We start from the raw sequence: 20,036 nt of genomic DNA, 5'->3' as shown, positions 1-20,036 counted from the left end.
AGTCCGGTTCAAGCACAGTGGCCGGCCTCCCAGAGGAAGCCGGCCACTCACAATGCTATTCCCACTCGATGGTTCCCGGTGGCTTGCTGGTGACGTCCAGTACCACGCGGTTAACGCCGTCCACCTCATTGGTGATCCTGTTGGAGATACGGGCAAGCAGGTCATACGGCAAGCGCGACCAGTCCGCAGTCATGGCGTCTTCGGAAGACACCGGACGCAGCACGATCGGGTGGCCATAGGTCCGGCCGTCTCCCTGAACTCCAACGCTGCGGACATCAGCAAGGAGGACCACCGGCATCTGCCACACGTCATTGTCCAGGCCGGCAGCTGTCAGCTCGGCGCGGGCAATGGCATCAGCCTTGCGCAGCAGGTCCAGGCGTTCCTTGGTTACTTCACCCACGATGCGGATTCCCAGGCCGGGACCGGGGAACGGCTGGCGGCCGACGATTTCCTGCGGTAGGCCAAGCTGGGCACCAACGGCACGGACTTCGTCCTTGAACAGTGCCCGCAGTGGCTCGACGAGCTCGAACTGCAGGTCCTCCGGAAGCCCACCAACGTTGTGGTGGCTCTTGATGTTGGCAGCACCCTCGCCACCACCGGATTCGACGACGTCCGGATACAGCGTGCCTTGGACGAGGAACTTGATCTTTTCACCCTCGGCAGCGGCCTGGGCGATGATGGCCCGTTCCGCTTCCTCGAAGGCGCGAATGAATTCCCGACCAATGATCTTGCGCTTGGTCTCGGGATCACTGACACCGGCCAATGCTGACTGGAAGCGCTCCTGCTCGTTGGCAACGTACAGGTTGACACCCGTTGCTGCCACGAAGTCGCGTTCAACCTGCTCTGCTTCGCCTTCACGCAGCAGGCCGTGGTCAACGAACACACATGTCAACTGATCGCCGACAGCGCGCTGGACGAGAGCGGCAGCTACTGCAGAGTCGACACCACCGGAGAGGCCACAGATGACCTTCGAGTCGCCGATCTGCTGGCGTATACGGTCCACCTGCTCTTCGAGGATGTTGCCCGTGGTCCAGTTGGGGCTCAGGCCCGCACCCTTGAACAGGAAGTTCTCCAGGACGTGCTGTCCAAGGACGGAGTGCTTCACTTCCGGGTGCCACTGGACACCGTAAAGGCGCTTCTCGTCGTTGGCGAAGGCCGCCACCGGCGCTCCGGCCGTAGTTGCCAGCACCTCGAAGCCTTCGGGGGCTTCGTGAACGGAGTCGCCGTGGCTCATCCACGTGTTCTGGGACGACGGGACGCCGTCCAGGATGGAGCGTGCATCACCCACCAGGAGTGCTTCGGTGGCACCGTACTCCCGCAAACCGGTTTGGGCCACCTTGCCACCCAGGGCATTCGCCATGGCTTGGAATCCGTAGCAGATGCCGAAAACAGGAACGCCGGCCTCGAAGAGGTCAGCACCCACGAACGGGGCGCCCTCTGCGTAGACGCTGGAGGGCCCTCCGGAGAGAATGATGGCTGCCGGGTTCTTGGCCAGAAGCTGCTCGGTGGTGAAGGTATGCGGAACGATTTCCGAATACACATTCGCTTCACGGACGCGGCGGGCAATCAGCTGCGCGTACTGGGCACCGTAGTCAACAACCAGCACCGGCTTCTGGGAAGTTTGGGGTGCGGTGGGAGTAGTCACCAGACAAGACTACTTTGCCGGGCCGCCCCGGTGCACGTTGGCAAGGGCGGCCAAGGCCCAAAACAGGCCCTGCCGTTAGGCATCTCACACCGGGACGCCGTGGGGTCCTAGTAGCGCTTGGACGCCTGCGGGTTGGCTACGAGTTCCGCTTCCACCTGCGCGTGGAATTTCTTCTCCACGATGAAGGACAGCAGCGGGATGACTCCGCCCAGGGCCAAAAGGACCATCTTGGAGAAAGGCCAGCGCATGAGCGACCACAGGCGGAAGTTGGAAACCAGGTAGACCACGTACATCCAACCGTGCACGATCAGCACTGAGGTGGAGATGTTGAAGCCTCCAATGACGCCCTTGGGTTCGGATTCAGCAAAGCCGAAGCCAAACGGCTGGCCCGTAACTGCATTCGTGCCGCCCGCGAAGAGCGAGACACCAAAGCCGTAGCGGGCAATCAACTCGGCGCACAGCAGGAGCAGCATGGCACCTGTGAGGTATGCCATGACTTTGTAAAACTTCAACGCCGAACGGATTTGTGCTTCCGTGCCGCCGAAGCGACGCTTCTTGGGCTTGGGTCCGGATTGTTCGGGCTGGATAGCCGGTTTTGGCTCAATCATTGCTGCACCTTTTGTTCTGGCTCTGGGCCTGTGGGTTCTGTGGTCGCCTCGGGATGGTCTGCTTCGCCGAAGTCGTCATCCGCGTCTTCATCCTCTTCGAGGTCGCGCCGGTAGTCGTCCTTGACCAGACGCCACCAAATGAAGATCGAGAATCCGGCAAAGACAACCCATTCCACCGCATAGAAGAGGTTCAGCCAGTTGACTTGTTCCGCGGGTGGCTGCGGTGGGATATTGAGTGCCTTGACGTCGCCTGCGAGGGGTACGGCAACGCCGTCTGCGACTTCCGATGTCGCGGCGACGAAACCCTGGTAGCTGGAGACTTCCCACTTGTTGATGAGCTCCGCCGTTGAGACTGCAGACGCCCGGCCTGGACCGGCGTCGACGTTTGGAAGGGGCGCCTCGGATGGGATGAGGCGACCGGTCAAGGTGATGGTTCCCGACGGCGGCGGGCTGGCTTGGGCGGCGTCCGCCACCCAGCCGCGGGCCACCGGGATCCAGGTCTGGGGCGAGGCGCCAGCGCCCTTGATTGTGGGAGCGTTGTTGACGGCAAAGGCTGAGACGATCCAGAAGCCTTTTTGGTTGTTGTAAAGCCGGCCTTCAACGAGGACCTGCTTGCCGGGATCGTATGTTCCTGTGGCGGTGACCATCTGGTCCGAGACCGAGCCGGGGAAGAACTGGCCCGGCTGGAGGACGTCCACCAGCGGTTTCACTTCTTCGATGCTGGACGGCGCGGGTGGCTCGTGCTGGGCGGACCGGCTGAGCTGCCATTGGCTGAGCAGCACAAACACCCCGGACAACAGAAGCGCAAAGATCAGTCCTGCGATCCAGCGGGGTTTCAACGCGGTTTTCAACACCCCTTAACCGTACTTCGTCCGGCTGTAGAACAACGAAACGAAGTTGGCTGGAGTGGGGCAGCAGGGTCCCTACGTGGCGACGAAGTCGACACGTAGGGCCTGCCCCAATCTCTAGTGGTCGAAGAACACCAGGCTGGAGTTGATGAGTTCGGAGATGACCTCGGTATCGTGCGCCCGGCGCAGGGACTCCCGGAATGACTCCTTGGAGAGGGAACGCGCCAGCGTGGCGAGAACCTCCAGGTGGTCGGAGAAGGAACTGGCTGGCGTGGCGATAAGGAGGACCAGGGTTGCCGGACCGTCAGTGGCACCAAAGTCCAAGGCATGGCCAAACTTAGTCACACCCACCGCGATGGAGATCCTGTCCACGAATTCGCTTCGGGCATGTGGCAGTCCTATGCCGCCCGGAAGCCCGGTGGCAAGCTGGTGCTCACGCGAATGCACTTGCTCAAGGAAGCCCTCAAGATCGGAGATCCTGCCTGCTGCGTGGAGCCTGTGAGCCAGTTGCGCTGCGGCATCGATCTTGTCTTTGGCAACAAGTTCAAGGATGACCGTATCCGGGGTGGTCAGTTCCGCGTCGTAACGGTCAAGTGGTTCAGCCAAGTCGTGTTCCCTCCATGTGGCCTCCCGGCCTCAATTCCTTGAGCTGGTCAGCGAAGGGGAACGATGTCATCCACTCCCATGCGCGCGGCATCGGCCGATTCGTCATCGGGTTGCTGCTGACTAAGTCGTTCAGCTTCCACGCGCGCCAGGTAGTGCTTGATTTCGCTCTCGCGTTGGGTCTCGCTCCAGCCAAGGATTTCTCCCATCAGCTTAGCTACTACGGGCGCAGCAGACACACCCCGGTCCCACGCTTCGATGGAGATCCGGGTGCGGCGGGTCAGAACGTCGTCAACGTGGCGTGCGCCCTCGTGGGTTGTTGCATAGACAACTTCGGCAGCCAAGTAGTCATCCGCTCCCGGAAGAGGCTCTCCCAGTTCCGGCCGTCCCGCGATAATGTCCAGGACTTCGGGTGTCATGGATCCGAAACGGTTGAGCAGATGCTCCACGCGCGCCACATGCACACCAGCCTGCTCGGCGGACCTGCCGCGTCGGTTCCAGGCTGCTTTGAATCCCTCGGCGCCCAGGAGCGGAATTGTTTCAGTGCAGCTGGACGGAACACGTTCGTCCATAGCCCTGGTCGCCTCGTCCACTGCGTCTTTGGCCATGACGCGGTACGTTGTGTACTTCCCGCCGGCTACCACCACGAGCCCGGGAACAGGGTGCGCCACTACATGCTCACGGGACAGTTTGGCAGTGGAGTCGTTGTCACCAGCGAGCAGGGGGCGGAGGCCTGCGTAGACGCCTTCCACGTCCTCGCGGGTCAACGGACGTTTAAGAACTTTGTTGACATGTTCCAGCACATAGTCGATGTCCTTGCTGGAAGCTGCCGGGTGTGCCTTGTCCAACGTCCAATCGGTATCCGTTGTGCCGATAATCCAGTGCCGTCCCCAAGGAATCACAAAGAGCACTGATTTTTCGGTGCGCAGGATCAATCCGACCGTGGACTGGAAGCGGTCGCGGGGCACCACAAGGTGGATTCCTTTGGAGGCGCGCACCTTCAGCTGGCCACGGTCCGTCACCATTGCCTGCGTTTCATCGGTCCATACGCCGGTAGCGTTGACCACTTGTTTCGCCCTTATCTCGAAGACTGTGCCATCCTCCTGGTTTTCCACCTTGGCACCGACCACGCGTTCCCCCTCCCGGAGGAAATCAACCACGCGGACGCGATTCGCTGCGTGGGCACCATAGTGGGCCGCAGTCCTCACAAGGTTGACCACCAGGCGGGCATCATCCACCTGAGCGTCGTAGTAGCGGATGGATCCAACGAAGGCATCTTCTTTGAGGCTCGGAGCAGCGCGGAGGGTTCCGCGCCGGAAGAGGTGCTTATGCATCGGGACGCCTCGGCTGTGGCCGGACGTCAAACCCAAGGTGTCGTAAAGCATGATGCCCGCGCCAACATACGGGCGCTCCCAGATACGCCGTGTCAGCGGGTACAGGAAGGGGACGGGCCGCACCAGGTGCGGCGCGATCTGCTGGATCAACAGCCCCCGTTCCTGAAGGGCTTCCTGGACGAGGCCAAAATCCAGCATCTCCAAGTACCGCAGTCCGCCATGGATGAGCTTGGACGATCGGGAGGAGGTGCCGGACGCCCAATCCCGTGCTTCGACGATGCCTACCGTGAGGCCACGCGTTACTGCGTCCAAGGCAGCACCGGCTCCTACTACACCGCCACCAACAATCAGGATGTCCAGCTCCTTGCCCGGCTGGGCAGTGGCTTTCATGACTTCGATCGACGCGGCTCTGGATTCCGGGCTCAGTGCTCCCGGGGAATTCACCTGCGGACCGCCTGCGACATTGCTCATCGGACCCCTCCTCAAACGAACAGCTGGTAGTCCCCTACCCTACTTGTTGCTCGCCGCCTTGGGCAGGGCACTGAAGCAGCCGCGATGGGAAGAACCGCCCCAACGAAGAAAGCCCCTGTTGGCTCCGATGGGGATAGGAGCCAAAAGGGGCTTTCAGCGGGTAGTTATCAGTTGCCCGCGTAGGGCGAAACTACGACGTCGACGCGCTGGAACTCTTTGAGGTCCGAGTAGCCGGTGGTCGCCATGGAGCGGCGCAGGGCGCCAATAAGGTTGGACGTTCCGTTGGTGTGATGGCCGGGTCCGAAGAGGACTTCTTCCAGCGGACCAACCGTTCCCACGTTGACGCGATCGCCGCGGGGCGATTCAAGGTGGTGTGCTTCGGGACCCCAGTGCCATCCCCGGCCCGGTGCCTCTTCGGCACGTGCCAGTGCACTGCCAAGCATGACGGCGTCGGCACCCATGGCAATGGCCTTGACGATGTCGCCGGAGCTGCCCATGCCGCCGTCGGCAATGACGTGGACATAACGTCCACCGGACTCATCCATGTAATCGCGGCGGGCGGCAGCGACATCGGAAATGGCCGAAGCCATGGGTGAGTGGATACCCAGGGCGCGACGCGTAGTAGTGGTGGCACCACCGCCGAAGCCGACCAGGACGCCGGCAGCGCCGGTGCGCATGAGGTGCAGGGCAGGCGTGTAGCCCGCTGCTCCGCCAACAATCACCGGAACATCCAGTTCATAGATGAACTGCTTGAGGTTCAGGGGCTCGTGATTCTTGGAGACATGCTCAGCCGACACCGTGGTTCCGCGGATGACAAAGATGTCGACGCCGGCAGCCACCACGGTCTTGTAGTGCTCCTGGGTGCGCTGGGGGGTCAAGGACCCTGCAACAGTCACGCCGGCGGCGCGGATCTCCGCCAAGCGGGAGCTGATGAGTTCAGGCTGGATGGGCGCCTGGTAAAGGTCCTGCATGCGACGCGTGACGGCGGGGCTGTTGGTCTCGTCGGCCAAGTCCGCGATCTCGTCAAGCACCTTCTGGGGATCCTCGTAGCGCGTCCAGAGACCTTCAAGGTCAAGGACGCCCAGGCCGCCGAGGCGACCAAAAGCTATGGCAGTATCCGGGGACATCACTGAGTCCATGGGAGCCGCAATAACGGGGGTGTCGAACTTGTAGGCGTCGATCTGCCAGGAGACAGAGACGTCCTTCGGGTCACGCGTCCGGCGGTTCGGGACGATCGCGATGTCATCCAGGGAGTAGGCACGACGCCCACGCTTGCCACGGCCAATCTCAATCTCATAAGTCACTGCTCGAGTTTATCCCACCAAAACGAAGGCCCCGGTTTCCACCCTGCAGTGGGCCGATACACTACAGGCTGGCGGCTATGGGGTGTTCCGGCTGGTTTCATCCACCGAGAGCTGGGATTCGAACATCCGGAAGTAACGTCCCCTTAGTACCACCAGTTCCTTATGGGTCCCCTGCTCGGCAATGCGGCCGTCCTCCAGCATGTACACGGTGTCTGCTTTCTCGATGGTGGCCAGGCGATGACTGATGGCAATGATGGTGCTGCTCCGGTCTGCGAAAAGCCGGGTGAATATGCGATGCTCCGCCAATGCATCGATGGCTGACGTGGGCTCGTCCATGACCATGAACGAGGCATCGCGGTAGAAGTTACGTGCCATGGCCAGGCGCTGCCATTGGCCACCGGACAGCCCGCTTCCCTTGCGTCCCCGGGGGTCCTCCATCCAGTTGCTGACGTGGTTCTCCAAGCCATTAGGCAACTTGTTGATGAACTCCATGGCTTCGGCGTCCGAGGCCGCCCGCCGGATCCGGTCGTCGTCCCGAGGCTGGTCCACGTCGCCGAGATAGATGTTCTCCGCCGCGGTGGCGAACTCGTATTTCAGGAACTCCTGGCTCAGTACTGCAAGGTGCCGGTGCCAACTGGTGACGTCAATCCCGGCGAGGTCCACGCCGTCAAGCAGAACCTGGCCGGAGTCGGGGCGGTACAGTCCTGCCAGGATTCGAATCAGCGTTGATTTACCGGCCCCGTTCTCCCCCACAATGGCGATGTGCTGACCTGCCCGGATGGTCATGGAGATTCCCTTGATGACTTCGATGTCGCTCCCGGTGTAGCTGAACCGGATGTCCCGCAGCTCCACGGTTGCGGGCGACGAGGACAGCGGCTTTTCTTTCCCGCTTGGGATAGGGAGGGCCATAAAAAGCTCATAGTCCTTGAGGTTGGCGAGGTCCTCGTCAATAGAGCTCAGCGAAGAGACAAGGCTGTTGGCGGTAGACAGGGCGCGGCTCACAATCTGCTGCACGTACAGGAACTGTCCTACCGGCTGCGCCCTGGCGATAATCTGGCCAACAACCCAGATCAGGGACACAACCTCGGCCCCGTACTGCAGGGAATCGGCGGCAAGCTGCTTTGGGATGTACCGCTTTTGGAAGTCCAGGCGCCTGCGTTCGTCAGCATCCCGCAGCCGCGATCGCAGATCCATGAGGTAGCCAACGATTCCGTACAATCGCATCTCGGCAATGTGCTGGGGCCTCAGCAGGTTTTGTTCGATCATCCGGCGTTGCCGCCTCGAATCCACCTGCGTATTCCAGTGCGCAATCTGTTCGCGGGACAGTTTGAACTGCAGGTAGACGCTGGGCACGATAGCCACCAGTACGATGACTGCGATCCACCAGCTGACCAGGAGCAAAGCACCGATAGCAAGGACCACGGAAACGAACTGTGTAAAGATGGCGGCTATCCGGTCCAGGACGCGGGCGTACGAATCGGAGAACCGCTTGGCGCGGTCGTAAAGATCCACCGTTTCTTTGTCGTCATAGCGCCAGAATTCCAGCGCGAGGAAGCGCTGGTACATCATGTCGCCCACGATGGCACCCACTTTGAAGCTCATCAACTGTTGGATGTAACGGTCAACGCTGCTGAAGGCGCCCCAGAACAGTCCAAGCGCCGCTGTGATGATGACGTACAGAATGGCGCGCGGACCGGCGTCGGGGTCTCCCGCGTAGCCGGCCGCCAGTGCTGTGGTGGTCAGCGCAGCGAAATACGTGGTGACCAGTGGCAACGTAGCCGAGATCAGGGATCCTGCCACCTTCATGATGACCGCGCCGGGTGAAGCTTTGAAGCTCACCTTCAGTACCTGCCCGACGGCGCGGGCGTACGGTCGCAAGGCCAGCTTGCGGGGCGGCGCCTTGCCGGGTGGGACTGAGTTCAGCCGGATCGACTCCGGGTGCCGCGGTTGTGCGGGCTTTTCTGGCATGTGCCCAGCCTATTCTTCGGGACCGACAATTATGTCGCGTCCTGTTAAACAGCTGTTCCCCGTGGAAACTTCCACAGGGAACATCTGTTTAGCGGATGGGTGATCAGCGGGAACCGTAGTTCGGGGCTTCCACGGTCATCTGAATGTCATGCGGGTGCGATTCCTTCAGGCCTGCAGGCGTGATGCGGACGAACTTGCCGCGTGCCTTCAGCTCCGGAATGGTGGGGGCGCCTGTGTAGAACATGGTCTGGCGGAGGCCACCCACCAACTGGTAAGCCACAGAGGCCAGCGGGCCGCGGAAGGCGACACGGCCTTCGATGCCTTCAGGGATGAGCTTGTCGTCGCCCGAGACGTCGGCCTGGAAGTAACGGTCCTTGGAGTAGGACGTGTTCTTTCCGCGGGACTGCATCGCGCCAAGGGAGCCCATGCCACGGTAGCTCTTGAACTGCTTGCCGTTGACGAAGATGAGCTCACCCGGGGACTCTTCACAGCCGGCGAGGAGGGAGCCCAGCATCACGGTGTCGGCTCCGGCAACCAGTGCCTTGCCAATATCGCCCGAGTACTGGAGGCCGCCGTCGGCAATCAGCGGAACACCGGCGGGGATTGCTGCCTTGGCGGATTCGTAGATGGCGGTGATCTGCGGTACGCCCACGCCGGCTACGACGCGTGTGGTGCAGATGGATCCCGGACCCACCCCCACCTTGATGCCGTCAGCACCGGCGTCGATCAGTGCCTGGGCACCTTCACGAGTGGCTGCCTGGCCGCCGATGATGTCCACATGTGCCGCGATGGGATCCGACTTCAGGCGGCGGATCATGTCCAGCACGCCTTGGGAGTGGCCGTTGGCGGTATCAACGAACAGTGCGTCCACGCCGGCGTCGATGAGCTTCATGGCCCGCTCCCAGCCGTCACCGAAGAAACCAATGGCGGCACCCACGCGGAGGCGGCCTTCGTCGTCCTTGGTGGCCAACGGGTACTGCTCAGCCTTAGTGAAGTCCTTGGTGGTGATGAGGCCCATCAGGCGGCCTTGCTCATCAACGAGCGGGAGCTTCTCGATCTTGTTGGTGGCCAGCTTGTGGGAGGCTTCCTCACGGCTGATACCCACATGACCGGTGATGAGCGGCATCTTGGTCATGGCGTCGCTGACGCTGCGCAGCGGAAATTCCGATTCGGGAATGAAGCGGGTATCGCGGTTGGTGACGATACCCAGCAGGCGTCCGTCCGTGTCCACGACGGGAAGCCCCGAAACGCGGTAGCGGGAACACAGCTCGTCCAATTCCTGCAACGTTGCCTGCGGGCCGATGGTCAGCGGGTTGGTGATCATGCCGGATTCGCTGCGCTTGACGCGGTCAACGTGCTCGGCCTGGTCATCGATGGACAGGTTGCGGTGAACCACGCCCAAACCACCCTGGCGCGCCATGGCGATGGCCATGCGGGACTCCGTCACGGTATCCATTGCTGCCGAAAGCAAAGGAGTCTGCACGGAGATGCGCTTGGAAATACGGGAAGACGTGTCAGCATCGGACGGGATGACATCGGTGTGGCCGGGCAGCAACAGGACGTCGTCGTAAGTCAGGCCAACAAAGCCAAAGGGATCGTGTTCGGGCTGGGTCATGAGTGTGCGCCTCTTACCTGGGTTCCGGGGGCTTAACTGGTAGGGGTTGCAACTGATGACCAGCCCGTCATTACGGGACTGGCCTGTGCAGAGAGTACCTGTGCAAAAGTTACCTGTGCAGAAGGTATTGGATAAATACTAGAACCTCCGCGCCGATCGCCATATTCCACGACGCCTGACTGTGAGCAACAGCACTGGCGGCAGGCCGTCGTCGTACGTTTGAAAGACCCGGCGAGCGCGGAACCTAGCTTGCGGACCAGCCGGTGGCTGCCAGCAGCCGCTGTTCAAACATCGGGATCATGGTTTGAACATAGGTCTTGGTGAGGTGGTTGTCGTCCTTATAGACGTAGACGTTCCCCACCACTGCAGGACAGGTACCTTGCTCGCAGATGAAATCGCTCATGTCCATGAGGTAGAGCCGCTCCACCTTGCCGATGTAGTCGTCCAAGGGTGACGACGCCGCCAAGGATTCTTCAAGAGGCACATTGCAGTCGGGCGAATCCTTGCCCTTCTTCTGCACGCACTCGGGCATGTTGAAGCTGAATCGTGGGTTGTCCCGGACACCCACAACATCGATTCCCAGGTCCGTGAACGGCTTGATGCCTTCGAGGTATCCGGGCACTTCGGTTTCAAAGGGGGCATCGACGTGCGTCTTGGATGCCACGGTGAAAACTGCGTCGGGCTTGTGCTCCATCACGTAGGCGGCACTTGCCTTGTTGAACTCGTTGCAGAAATCGGGGTGCTCCGGTGATTGGGCACCGAACCGGCAGCCACCTTTAAGCAGCGTCACCACTTCCCAGCCGTGTTTTTTTGCAATCGGGCCAAGAGCAGCCGTGTATTGCTGGGAATGGGAATCACCGAGCACCACAATCCTCTTGGTGACCACCGCCGGTTCCTCATTTTGCAGGCAGTCCTGCAGCAACGGATCGCTGGGTAAGTTGTCGCCGGTGCACTGACCGTCGACGTTTGCCCACTCGTCCTTCATGGCTGCCGGCGCGGGGATGATGAGGGCTTCTTCGCTCGGCTCACCGGTGTACTCCGGGGACAACGCGGCAGCACCCGGCGTCAGTTCGTGGGGTTGATCCGCAATCGCCGCAGCTTCAGCGGTGATGGCGCTTTGCCACACCGTGACCGGCAACGCCAACAGCGCACCGCGCGTGGCAATCACGACGGCGGCCCGCCAGGAGCGCAGGTCCGGCCACTTCCACCGGCGCAGCGGCACTTCCACATACCTTGTGGTGGCAACCGCCAGCAGCATGGAAACCGCCATGATTCCCAAGCCTTGGAGGAGGCTGGGCGCAGTAATCCCGGTGGCAAGGAGGAAGAACACCAAGACCGGCCAGTGCCACAGGTACAGGGCATACGAGTTGTCACCCACCATGACCAGGGGGCGTGAGCCCAGGAGACGGTCGGCACCGAAAGGGCTACCGCTCTGACCCGCGATGATCACGGCTGCGGCCGCCAGGGTGGGCCAGAGGGCTGCGAAACCAGGGAAGGAGCGGTCCACCGTGAGCAACAACCCGCAGGCGAGCATCGCTGCAATACCGGCCCATCCCAGAAAAACACGGAACCGGCGTCCCGGTTTCACATATGGGATCGCCAAGGCGAGAAGGGAACCCAAAGCGAATTCCCATATGCGGGCACGGGTATCAAAGTATGCATGGGCCTGGTTGTTGGCGGTCTGCTCGATGGAGAACACGAGCGATGCCAGGAACACCGCACCAAAGGCGATGAACAGCAGTTGCCTGTGGGTTACGGCCTTCCGCTGCCGGAAAAGCTTAGCCAGCTGCGGCTGCAGAAGTGCGACTCCGGCGAAGATCAACGGCCACAGAATAAACACTTGGCCCTGCACGGACAGCGACCAAAAGTGTTGCAGGGGGCTGGCGTGAACGTGCTGCTGGGCGTAGTAGTCCACCGCGAAAGCGGCCAGCTGCCAGTTTTGCCGATACATGAGGGATGCCCAAGCCTCGGTGAGGATATCGGGCCAGCGGCTCTGCGGTATGAGTGCCCAGGTCCCGGCCAGGACCGCCAGCAGGACAACGACGACGGCAGGCAGCAAGCGCTTGAACACGTGGAGCCAATGCCGCAGGAGTCGAAGTGGCTTATGACTTTCAAGCTTGCGCGTGAAGGACAGCGTCAGCAGGAAAGCCGAGATCAGCAGGAAGACGTCCACGCCGCCCGAGACCTTGCCGAGCCAGATATGGTAGGCCGCAACCATGAGCACTGCCAGTGCACGCAGGCCTTGGACTTCCGGGCGGAAGCCGGGTTTCGACGTCGTGGATTCCTTGCTTGGCTGGGCAGCCGTTCTCGCGCGTGTATCCATCATCGTTGCCACCCTGTCGCGGCAAACCACCTTTCATCGAGCATGCCCGACATGCTCTTGACGTACGTTTTGGTCAGGTGGTTGTCATCCAGGTACACGAACGTGTTACCGATGATGGGCGGGCAGTAGATCCCCAGGCACACGAGATCGGTCATATCCAGCAGGATCAGGTCCTGGAATTTACCCGTCACGGCCTCAAAGGGGCTGGGCTCGGCCAGGACGTCCGACTTCAGCGGGCGGCAATCAGGGCTGTCCACCCCTTTGGCGAGGGCGCAGTCGGTCAGGCTGTAAGTAAACCTTGGGTTGTCCCGCACTGCCACCATCTGGATGCCCAGTGCCGTGACCTCGGGAACGAGGTCCTCAAAGCCGTGGGTCAGTCGTTCGTCGGGCAAGGACGACACAGCCGCTGTGCCCACCATGAAGATGGCATCCGGCGCATGGTCCCGGATGTGGCTGCGCACTTCACTGTTGAACTCGTTACAGCCAGGCTCCGACTCGGGATCTTCAGTCATGAAGGGGCACGCCCCGTACAGCAGCGAGTAGAGACGCCAATGGTGCTGCTCCGCCAATACTTCCATGGCGGCAAGCCACTGCTGGGAGTGGGAGTTGCCTACCACCAGGACTGTCTTGGTGGCGTCGGAACCCACACCGTTCTGCCGGCAGTTGTCCTGCAGCAACTGCGATTCGGGTTTCGTGTCTCCGGAGCACCCCTCGGGCAGTTGGGCCCAGTCACGTCCGATCCTTTCCGCGGTGGGCTGGGTGAGCGCATTTGGAGCGGCTTCATTCACGTAAGTGGGCAGGAGTGCCTTTGCGCCGGGATTGTCGAAGACCATTCGTGCCTCAGCAGCTTGCTGGTCCAAGTCCAGCTTGTACTGGAAAGCGAGCAGGGGTGCGGACACAACTGCCAGGCACGTCACGATCGCGATGACCGAGCGACGGCGCTTCATCTCGGGCCATTTCCATTCCCGGAACGGCTTCTCCACGAACTTGGTGGTCAGGAAAGCCAAAACGAGTGACAGCGCAATGATGGCCGTGCCGGAAAGCCAACCGGCTTGACCCTTACCGCTCCAGGCCAGGGCAATCACCAGGATGGGCCAGTGCCAAAGGTATAGGGCGTAGGAGTTGTCACCGAGCCGGACCAGGAATTTGGAACTCAGGATCCGGTCCACGCCGAAACGGCTCCCGGTCTGACCGGCCACGATCACCGCGACGGCCGCCAAGGTAGGCCACAAGGCGACGAATCCCGGGAACGCGGTCTGTACCTGCAAGAGGATGCCGCAAGTGAGCATGGCTGCCACCCCCACCCATCCCAGGACCACACGGACAGGTTTGGAGAAGTCCAGGCCCGGTAGCACCAAGGCCACCAGCGTGCCCAAGGCGAACTCCCACAAACGGGCAAAGGTATCGAAGTATGCCACGGCCTGGTTGCTGGCAGTGAAGATGATGGAGTAGATGAACGAGACCAGGAAAATGATCGCGAAAACATACACCAGCATCGCGCGGTAGCGGAGGGCAAAACGGCGGCACACCAGCGCAACCGTTGCAAAGATGATGGGCCACAAAATGAACACCTGGCCCTGGATGGACAAAGACCAGAAGTGCTGAACGGGGCTCGCCATACTGTGGTCAGTGGCGTAGTAGTCAACCGCCAGTTCCTGCAGCAGCCGGTTTTCAAAGTAAAACAGCGAAGCCCAGGTTTGCTGGACAATTTCAACCCAACGCGTGGCTGGCAGGAAAACGAAGGTTGCTGCGAGAGTGCCCACGAGAACTACGACGACGGCGGGCAGCAACCGCCTGAACAGGTGCAGCCAGTGGCGCACAAGGTCCATGGGGCGGCCCTGTTTATAACGTCCCGTGAACTGGAGGGTCATGAGGAAGGCTGAAATCAGGAGGAAGACATCAACGCCTCCGGAGACCCTGCCGATCCAGATGTGGTAGCTGACCACCATCAGGACTGCGAGGGATCGAAGGCCCTGGATTTCGGGGCGGAACTTAGACTTTGCAACGGGTCCGGCAGCCCGCTTACCGTGGTGGGCAGGGGCTGGAATCGTTGGCGTCGTCACGTTAGGCAGTTCCTCAAAGCTCTGGCACAAAGCATCAATATTACGCGGTTTCAGTTGCGCAACCGATGCGGAAGGGTGTCCCTGGCCGCCATCCGAAGCCCCATCAGCACAGGTCCAGCCATACATTCTGCCACCCGAACCTGTGCGTGACCTGTGCTGATACTCCGTGCGTTCGTCATCACTGCTGCTGGGCACTCCCCTCCCTGACGTGAGCCATCACACGTTCAAGAGTCCGCTGGAACGCTGCGCTTTGACCCGGCCGGCGAGGTAGCGGGCGTCCCGGCCCACACCCGGAAGGGTCGCCGAAGCCGCCGCGAACAGGAACTCCTGGCCGAGGAAGAACACACCTGGCACGTCCGCCACCACTCCCCGTTTTTGCAGCAGCCTGCCTTCCGTGTCCACCGCGGGCACCCGGACCCATGAGTAGTCGTCCCGGTAACCCGTGCACCAGATGACGTTGGCCGGTTTGACGGTCTGGACATCTCCGCCAACTTCCGGATAGCCGTCCCGGACGCCGGTAACCCTGGGCAGCAATTCAACGCCTGCGGCTTTCAGTTCCTTGGTTCTGGTCCGGATCAGCGGCGCAGCCTTCTGCATGAACGTTGGTGCAACCTTGCGGCCAACAGGTGTGTCGAGTGTGAGCAGGTGCAAGCCGGCGAAACGAATGACCGGAAGCACGAAACGCGCTGCTGCGCGTCCGTGGCGCACAGGGAGCTCGCCACCGGCGGTTCCCGCCACAGCGGTCTGATGGCTCCGGCTTACCTCCAAGGCAATCTCTGCCCCTGAATTCCCCAGTCCCACCACCAAGACAGGGCCGGGCTGCAGTTGTGAAGGATTCTTGTAGTTCTGAGAATGAAGTTGGCGTATGTCCGCCGAAAGTTCCGCGGCAAAAGCCGGGGTCTTGGGAACACGGTATCCCCCTGTAGCAACGACCACGTTCCTGACGCGCCACCATCGCTGCCCCGCGGTGACGTGGAACCAGTCACCGTCATTCTCGATGCCGTCAACGCGCACATTGTGCAGGATCGGTAGGTCGAAGCGGCGCCCGTAATCCTCAAGGTAATCTGCCAGCTCATCCTTGCCGGGGAAGTTCAACCCGTCGCCAGGGAATGGAACGCCGGGTAGTCCGTCGTATTTGGCTGGCGTGAACAGTCGAAGGGAATCCCAACGCTGTCTCCAGGAATCTCCCGTCCTGGCATTTTCATCCACGATCAGGAAATTTCGGCCTTCCCGGCTCAGCCAGTAGCCAAGCGCCAACCCTGCCTGCCCACCCCCCACAATGAGCGTATCCACTGTTGATTCCTGGTTCTCGTTCATGGTTTAGCCCCTTCAATTACTGGTTCTCCGATGGGTTCTTTGTGTGTGTCTTCAGGAACCTTCCTGTAGCGCAGGCACCACAAGAGCATGAGGGCAGACGCAACAATGTAGAAGGAATGCAGCAGCCATACGGGGCCTGCCGGAAGATCGAAGACGTAGAACGAATGCACTGCGTTGGCCACATTGGTGGTGGCGATGTTGCCTACGCTGTAGGACTCAAGGTCCTTGGTGCGCACGGCCTTCAGAAGCATGGGGAGCATGCTGGCTGCGAAGAGCACCGTGGATACGGTGCCGGCAAGCAGTGGAATGTTCATACAGCCAAGCTATGAGTCCAGCCCCATCCACCGCGTCGGCAGAATGACCCATTCCCGTCCACGCTGCATGGGTACTTATGCGCACAGGCGAACGAGCATTACCTCAACGGATAGCGTTAGCTCAGCAGATGGTGATCGAACGCATACCGGGTAGCAGCCACGCGCGAGGGCACACCGAGTTTGGTCAGGATATTGCTCACGTGCCGCGCAACCGTCTTTTCGCTGAGGTAGAGGGAACGGGCAATGGTTTTGTTCGCGTTGCCCTCCGCCACCAGGCGCAGGACTTCCAGTTCGCGGACAGTAAGCGGCGAGCCGGTGCTCTGATCGCGTCCTCCACTAACGCCCACCACTTCAGCGGCAGCATGAGTAGCGCCGAGTTCCACGAATTCTGCCCGAGCGGCTTCGAACTCCATCGTGGCCGAGTCGGGATCACCCAGCGCCGCGCAGGCTTTGCCCGCCAGCACTCGGCACCGGGCAGCCTCGTACGGTGCTTCAAGAGTGAACCACACCCTCCATGCCTTCCGTGCCTCCATCAGGGCAGCTTCCGCACGGCCCTCAGCCAAGAGCACGCTTGCCTGCGCATGCAAGGCGAGGGCCGCTTCCAAAGGGCGCTTTGCCGTGTCAACAAGGGACGCAAATTCGTCCGCAGCTGATCTTGCCGCTGCCATGTCACCGGCGGCGAGTTCCACCTCAACCAAAGCCGGAAGAAGCCTTCGCCGGTTGGCAGGATCCGACGCTGCCGCTGCCCGACGCAACATGGACTGGGCCTGGGGGCAGTTCTGTTGGGCCAAGCGCACCAGCGCCATACCAGGAAGAGGCTCGAATCCCGTCTCGCCAGCCCTTGCATAAGCAGCTTCGGCTTCGGCCAGGCTTCCCCTGAGACGAAGGATTTCCCCTTGCTGGTACCACGCGCCGTAGGTGGCCTCCGGATCGCCCCGGCGAGCACGGTCTTGGGCAATGTGGGCTGCGGCAAGGGCGTCATCCCACGCCCCATGGAGGAGAAACAATTCCGCCCTGTGGGACTGGCACTGCCCGCTGAACATGACCATGTCCGGCCTGTCCCCGCACCATTTCTCCAGCGCCGCTGTCCACTCCTGGGCCCGTCGGACATCCAGCACCAAACGGCAGTTTCCGATCACCGCACAATAGATGATCCCGGAAGGGATAGGCGAAACTTCGCCCACGGTGACCGAGACCATCACTTCATCAAGAAGTTGAAGGCCCTCATCCGGGAATCCGAGGGTGAGCCTGGCGGTTCCGACGCCGAGTTGGCCCAGCGCCATGAGGTCCTTGTCCTGGAAATGCCGGCCTATCTCCAAAGCGCGGCTGAAAATCGCAAAGCCCGCCTCCGGAGCTCCCCCGTACAGGGCACCAAGTGCCTCCGGAACCATCAGATAGCCCTCCGCTGCGGTAGGACTATCCAGCCCTTCCACCAGATGCTTGGCCCGGGACATCCACCCGCTGCTGCGGGCGGGCTCACCAAGATCCATCAAGTACAGCACCAGCCATGCTGCGCAGCGCGCGGCGCTATCCGTGTCCCCCAGCGTGATGAATTCGTCGTGAGCCCGGGTCAAGTAGGCCACGCCCTCGGTGTCCTTGCCCAGCAGCATCGCTACGGAGGCCACTAATTCGATGTCCTGCGGAGGCAGGCCACCTTCAGTGTCGGCGCGCGCCAAGCACTCGAAGGCATCGCTCCAGCGATGCTCGGAGAACGCCGAGCGTCCCAAGTCCAAGGCTGTATCCGGAACTGTCATAGCTCACCCTGCGACCGGGAACAGACCGGATGGCGCACCCAAGCCGCCGTAATAGCGTCAGGTTACCGCCGCCGTCGTACGCTCACAATAGCTCGCGCCACAAGCCACAACACCACCCCTGAGACAACAAAAGCCCCGGTCAAAGTGACCGGGGCTTTTGTAAAACAGGCTGTTAGTGCTGGTGGCCTGCGTGTGCGTTTTCTTCCTCAGCCGGCTTCTCGGCAACCAGGGTCTCGGTGGTGAGAACCAGGGCGGCAATGGAGGCGGCGTTGCGGAGGGCGGAGCGGGTGACCTTGACGGGGTCGATCACGCCAGCGGCGATCAGGTCCTCGTACTCGCCGGACTTGGCGTTGAAACCGTGGTTGGCTTCCAGCTCGGAAACCTTGGCAACAACCACGAAGCCATCGAAGCCGGCGTTCTGGGCGATCCAGCGCAGCGGCTGAACCAGGGCGCGGCGGACGATGCCCACAGCAGCTGCTGCGTCACCTTCCAGCGCCTTAACGGCCGGGGACTCGTCCAGTGCCTTGAGGGCGTGGATGAGAGCGGAACCGCCACCGGAAACGATGCCTTCTTCGAGGGCTGCACGCGTGGAGGAAACGGCGTCCTCGATGCGGTGCTTCTTTTCCTTCAGCTCAACCTCGGTGGCTGCGCCAACCTTGATCACGCCGATGCCGCCGGCCAGCTTGGCCAGGCGTTCCTGCAGCTTTTCCTTGTCCCAGTCGGAGTCCGTCCGGGTGAGCTCGGCACGAAGCTGCGCCACGCGGTCGGCTACATCCTGGGCCGTGCCTGCACCGTCAACGATGGTGGTGTTGTCCTTGGTCACCGTGATGCGGCGAGCGGTACCAAGTACCTCAAGGCCAACGCTGTCCAAGGTCAGGCCGAGGTCCGGGGAAACAACCTGGGCGCCCGTAAGCGTCGCGATGTCCTGGAGCATGGCCTTGCGGCGGTCGCCGAAGCCCGGAGCCTTGACGGCAACAACGTTGAGCGTGCCGCGGATACGGTTGACGATCAGCGTGGAGAGGGCTTCGCCTTCGATGTCTTCAGCAATGATGAAGAGCGGCTTGTTGGCCTGAAGGGCCTTTTCCAGCAGCGGCAGGAAGTCCTGCAGCGAGGAGATCTTGCCCTGGTTGATCAGGATGAGGGCGTCTTCAAGGACTGCTTCCTGGCGCTCTGCGTCGGTGACGAAGTACGGGGAAAGGTAGCCCTTGTCGAACTGCATGCCCTCGGTGAGGACCAGTTCGGTCTGGGTAGTGGAGGATTCTTCAATGGTGATGACACCATCCTTGCCAACCTTGCCGAACGCTTCAGCCAGCAGTTCGCCAACCTCGTCGCTCTGCGCGGAGATGGCTGCGACGCTGGCAACCTGGGTGCCTTCAACTTCGCGGGCGTTCTCCAGGAGGCGGGCTGCGATGGCTTCGACGGAAACCTCGATGCCGCGCTTGATCTCGCCAGGAGCGGCGCCGGCAGCAACGTTGCGGAGGCCCTCCTTAACCAGGGCCTGTGCCAGCACGGTGGCCGTGGTGGTGCCGTCGCCGGCTACATCGTTGGTCTTGGTGGCTACTTCCTTGGCCAGCTGCGCGCCAAGGTTCTCGTAGGGGTCGTCAAGCTCAACTTCGCGGGCGATGGTCACGCCGTCGTTGGTGATCGTGGGAGCGCCCCACTTCTTGTCCAGCACGACGTTGCGGCCGCGCGGGCCAAGCGTCACCTTGACAGTGTTGGCGAGCTTGTCGATACCGGCCTCAAGAGACCGGCGGGCAGCATCGTTAAAAGCAAGCTGCTTTGCCATGGTTGTGTCCTTTCAAGACAGAAAACCCGCACCGCTGACGGTTGGAATGATTCCAACGCGGCGGCGGTGCGGGGCTCCAGGAA

At 61.5% G+C, this 20,036-nt stretch carries 14 protein-coding genes; all 14 read right to left on the bottom strand.

Features of this window, described 5'->3' with window-relative positions; genetic code table 11:
- Positions 1 to 55: 55 nt before the first annotated feature.
- A complete protein-coding gene (gene guaA, locus M1D89_RS08920; RefSeq protein ID WP_017200327.1) occupies positions 56 to 1,645 on the bottom strand; it encodes a glutamine-hydrolyzing GMP synthase in 1,590 nt (529 codons plus the stop codon).
- A gap of 107 nt (positions 1,646 to 1,752) precedes the next feature.
- Complete coding sequence (locus M1D89_RS08915; protein ID WP_498649875.1) at positions 1,753 to 2,253, bottom strand: DUF3817 domain-containing protein; 501 nt, start codon at positions 2,251 to 2,253, stop codon at positions 1,753 to 1,755.
- Entirely contained in the window at positions 2,250 to 3,107 is an 858-nt protein-coding gene (locus M1D89_RS08910) for an SURF1 family protein (protein WP_498649873.1), read from the bottom strand. The genes M1D89_RS08915 and M1D89_RS08910 overlap by 4 nt, the downstream gene beginning before the upstream one ends.
- 111 nt (positions 3,108 to 3,218) lie before the next feature.
- Positions 3,219 to 3,707 carry a PTS sugar transporter subunit IIA gene (locus M1D89_RS08905; protein WP_498649871.1) on the bottom strand — a complete coding sequence of 163 codons (489 nt, stop codon included), beginning with the start codon at positions 3,705 to 3,707 and terminating at the stop codon, positions 3,219 to 3,221.
- 47 nt (positions 3,708 to 3,754) lie between these two features.
- The gene (locus M1D89_RS08900; protein ID WP_498649869.1) at positions 3,755 to 5,509 is read right to left on the bottom strand and encodes a glycerol-3-phosphate dehydrogenase/oxidase; all 1,755 of its coding nucleotides are present in this window, start codon (positions 5,507 to 5,509) and stop codon (positions 3,755 to 3,757) included.
- A gap of 167 nt (positions 5,510 to 5,676) precedes the next feature.
- The gene (locus M1D89_RS08895) at positions 5,677 to 6,813 is read right to left on the bottom strand and encodes a GuaB3 family IMP dehydrogenase-related protein (RefSeq protein WP_091468893.1); all 1,137 of its coding nucleotides are present in this window, start codon (positions 6,811 to 6,813) and stop codon (positions 5,677 to 5,679) included.
- A gap of 75 nt (positions 6,814 to 6,888) precedes the next feature.
- Positions 6,889 to 8,781 carry an ABC transporter ATP-binding protein gene (locus tag M1D89_RS08890; RefSeq protein WP_498649866.1) on the bottom strand — a complete coding sequence of 631 codons (1,893 nt, stop codon included), beginning with the start codon at positions 8,779 to 8,781 and terminating at the stop codon, positions 6,889 to 6,891.
- 103 nt (positions 8,782 to 8,884) lie between these two features.
- Positions 8,885 to 10,396, bottom strand: a complete 1,512-nt coding sequence (guaB, locus tag M1D89_RS08885; RefSeq protein ID WP_011775516.1) for an IMP dehydrogenase — start codon at positions 10,394 to 10,396, stop codon at positions 8,885 to 8,887.
- A 244-nt stretch (positions 10,397 to 10,640) separates the two neighbouring features.
- Complete coding sequence (locus tag M1D89_RS08880) at positions 10,641 to 12,722, bottom strand: acyltransferase family protein (RefSeq protein ID WP_498649864.1); 2,082 nt, start codon at positions 12,720 to 12,722, stop codon at positions 10,641 to 10,643.
- A complete protein-coding gene (locus M1D89_RS08875; RefSeq protein WP_498649862.1) occupies positions 12,719 to 14,782 on the bottom strand; it encodes an acyltransferase family protein in 2,064 nt (687 codons plus the stop codon). Before M1D89_RS08875 ends, M1D89_RS08880 begins: the two co-directional genes overlap by 4 nt.
- 216 nt (positions 14,783 to 14,998) lie before the next feature.
- The gene (locus M1D89_RS08870; RefSeq protein WP_498649860.1) at positions 14,999 to 16,099 is read right to left on the bottom strand and encodes a flavin-containing monooxygenase; all 1,101 of its coding nucleotides are present in this window, start codon (positions 16,097 to 16,099) and stop codon (positions 14,999 to 15,001) included.
- Positions 16,096 to 16,413 carry a hypothetical protein gene (locus tag M1D89_RS08865; RefSeq protein ID WP_498649858.1) on the bottom strand — a complete coding sequence of 106 codons (318 nt, stop codon included), beginning with the start codon at positions 16,411 to 16,413 and terminating at the stop codon, positions 16,096 to 16,098. Before M1D89_RS08865 ends, M1D89_RS08870 begins: the two co-directional genes overlap by 4 nt.
- A gap of 116 nt (positions 16,414 to 16,529) precedes the next feature.
- Positions 16,530 to 18,167 (bottom strand): LuxR C-terminal-related transcriptional regulator, encoded by a 1,638-nt coding sequence (locus M1D89_RS08860; protein ID WP_498649856.1) that lies wholly within the window; start codon positions 18,165 to 18,167, stop codon positions 16,530 to 16,532.
- Between the two features lie 172 nt (positions 18,168 to 18,339).
- Positions 18,340 to 19,953 carry a chaperonin GroEL gene (groL, locus tag M1D89_RS08855; RefSeq protein ID WP_498649854.1) on the bottom strand — a complete coding sequence of 538 codons (1,614 nt, stop codon included), beginning with the start codon at positions 19,951 to 19,953 and terminating at the stop codon, positions 18,340 to 18,342.
- Between the last annotated feature and the right edge of the window lie 83 nt (positions 19,954 to 20,036).

This window comes from Arthrobacter sp. D3-18, from assembly GCF_054408525.1.
This window is presented reverse-complemented; position numbering and strand designations above follow the sequence as displayed.

What these genes read in the sequence shown, in the direction of transcription:
- M1D89_RS08915 (WP_498649875.1), bottom strand. Translation starts at nt 2,253, where the DNA reads ATGATTGAGCCAAAACCGGCTATCCAGCCCGAACAATCCGGACCCAAG.
- M1D89_RS08900 (WP_498649869.1), bottom strand. Translation starts at nt 5,509, where the DNA reads ATGAGCAATGTCGCAGGCGGTCCGCAGGTGAATTCCCCGGGAGCACTG.
- M1D89_RS08890 (WP_498649866.1), bottom strand. Translation starts at nt 8,781, where the DNA reads ATGCCAGAAAAGCCCGCACAACCGCGGCACCCGGAGTCGATCCGGCTG.
- guaB (WP_011775516.1), bottom strand. Translation starts at nt 10,396, where the DNA reads ATGACCCAGCCCGAACACGATCCCTTTGGCTTTGTTGGCCTGACTTAC.
- M1D89_RS08880 (WP_498649864.1), bottom strand. Translation starts at nt 12,722, where the DNA reads ATGATGGATACACGCGCGAGAACGGCTGCCCAGCCAAGCAAGGAATCC.
- M1D89_RS08870 (WP_498649860.1), bottom strand. Translation starts at nt 16,099, where the DNA reads ATGAACGAGAACCAGGAATCAACAGTGGATACGCTCATTGTGGGGGGT.
- M1D89_RS08865 (WP_498649858.1), bottom strand. Translation starts at nt 16,413, where the DNA reads ATGAACATTCCACTGCTTGCCGGCACCGTATCCACGGTGCTCTTCGCA.
- M1D89_RS08860 (WP_498649856.1), bottom strand. Translation starts at nt 18,167, where the DNA reads ATGACAGTTCCGGATACAGCCTTGGACTTGGGACGCTCGGCGTTCTCC.
- groL (WP_498649854.1), bottom strand. Translation starts at nt 19,953, where the DNA reads ATGGCAAAGCAGCTTGCTTTTAACGATGCTGCCCGCCGGTCTCTTGAG.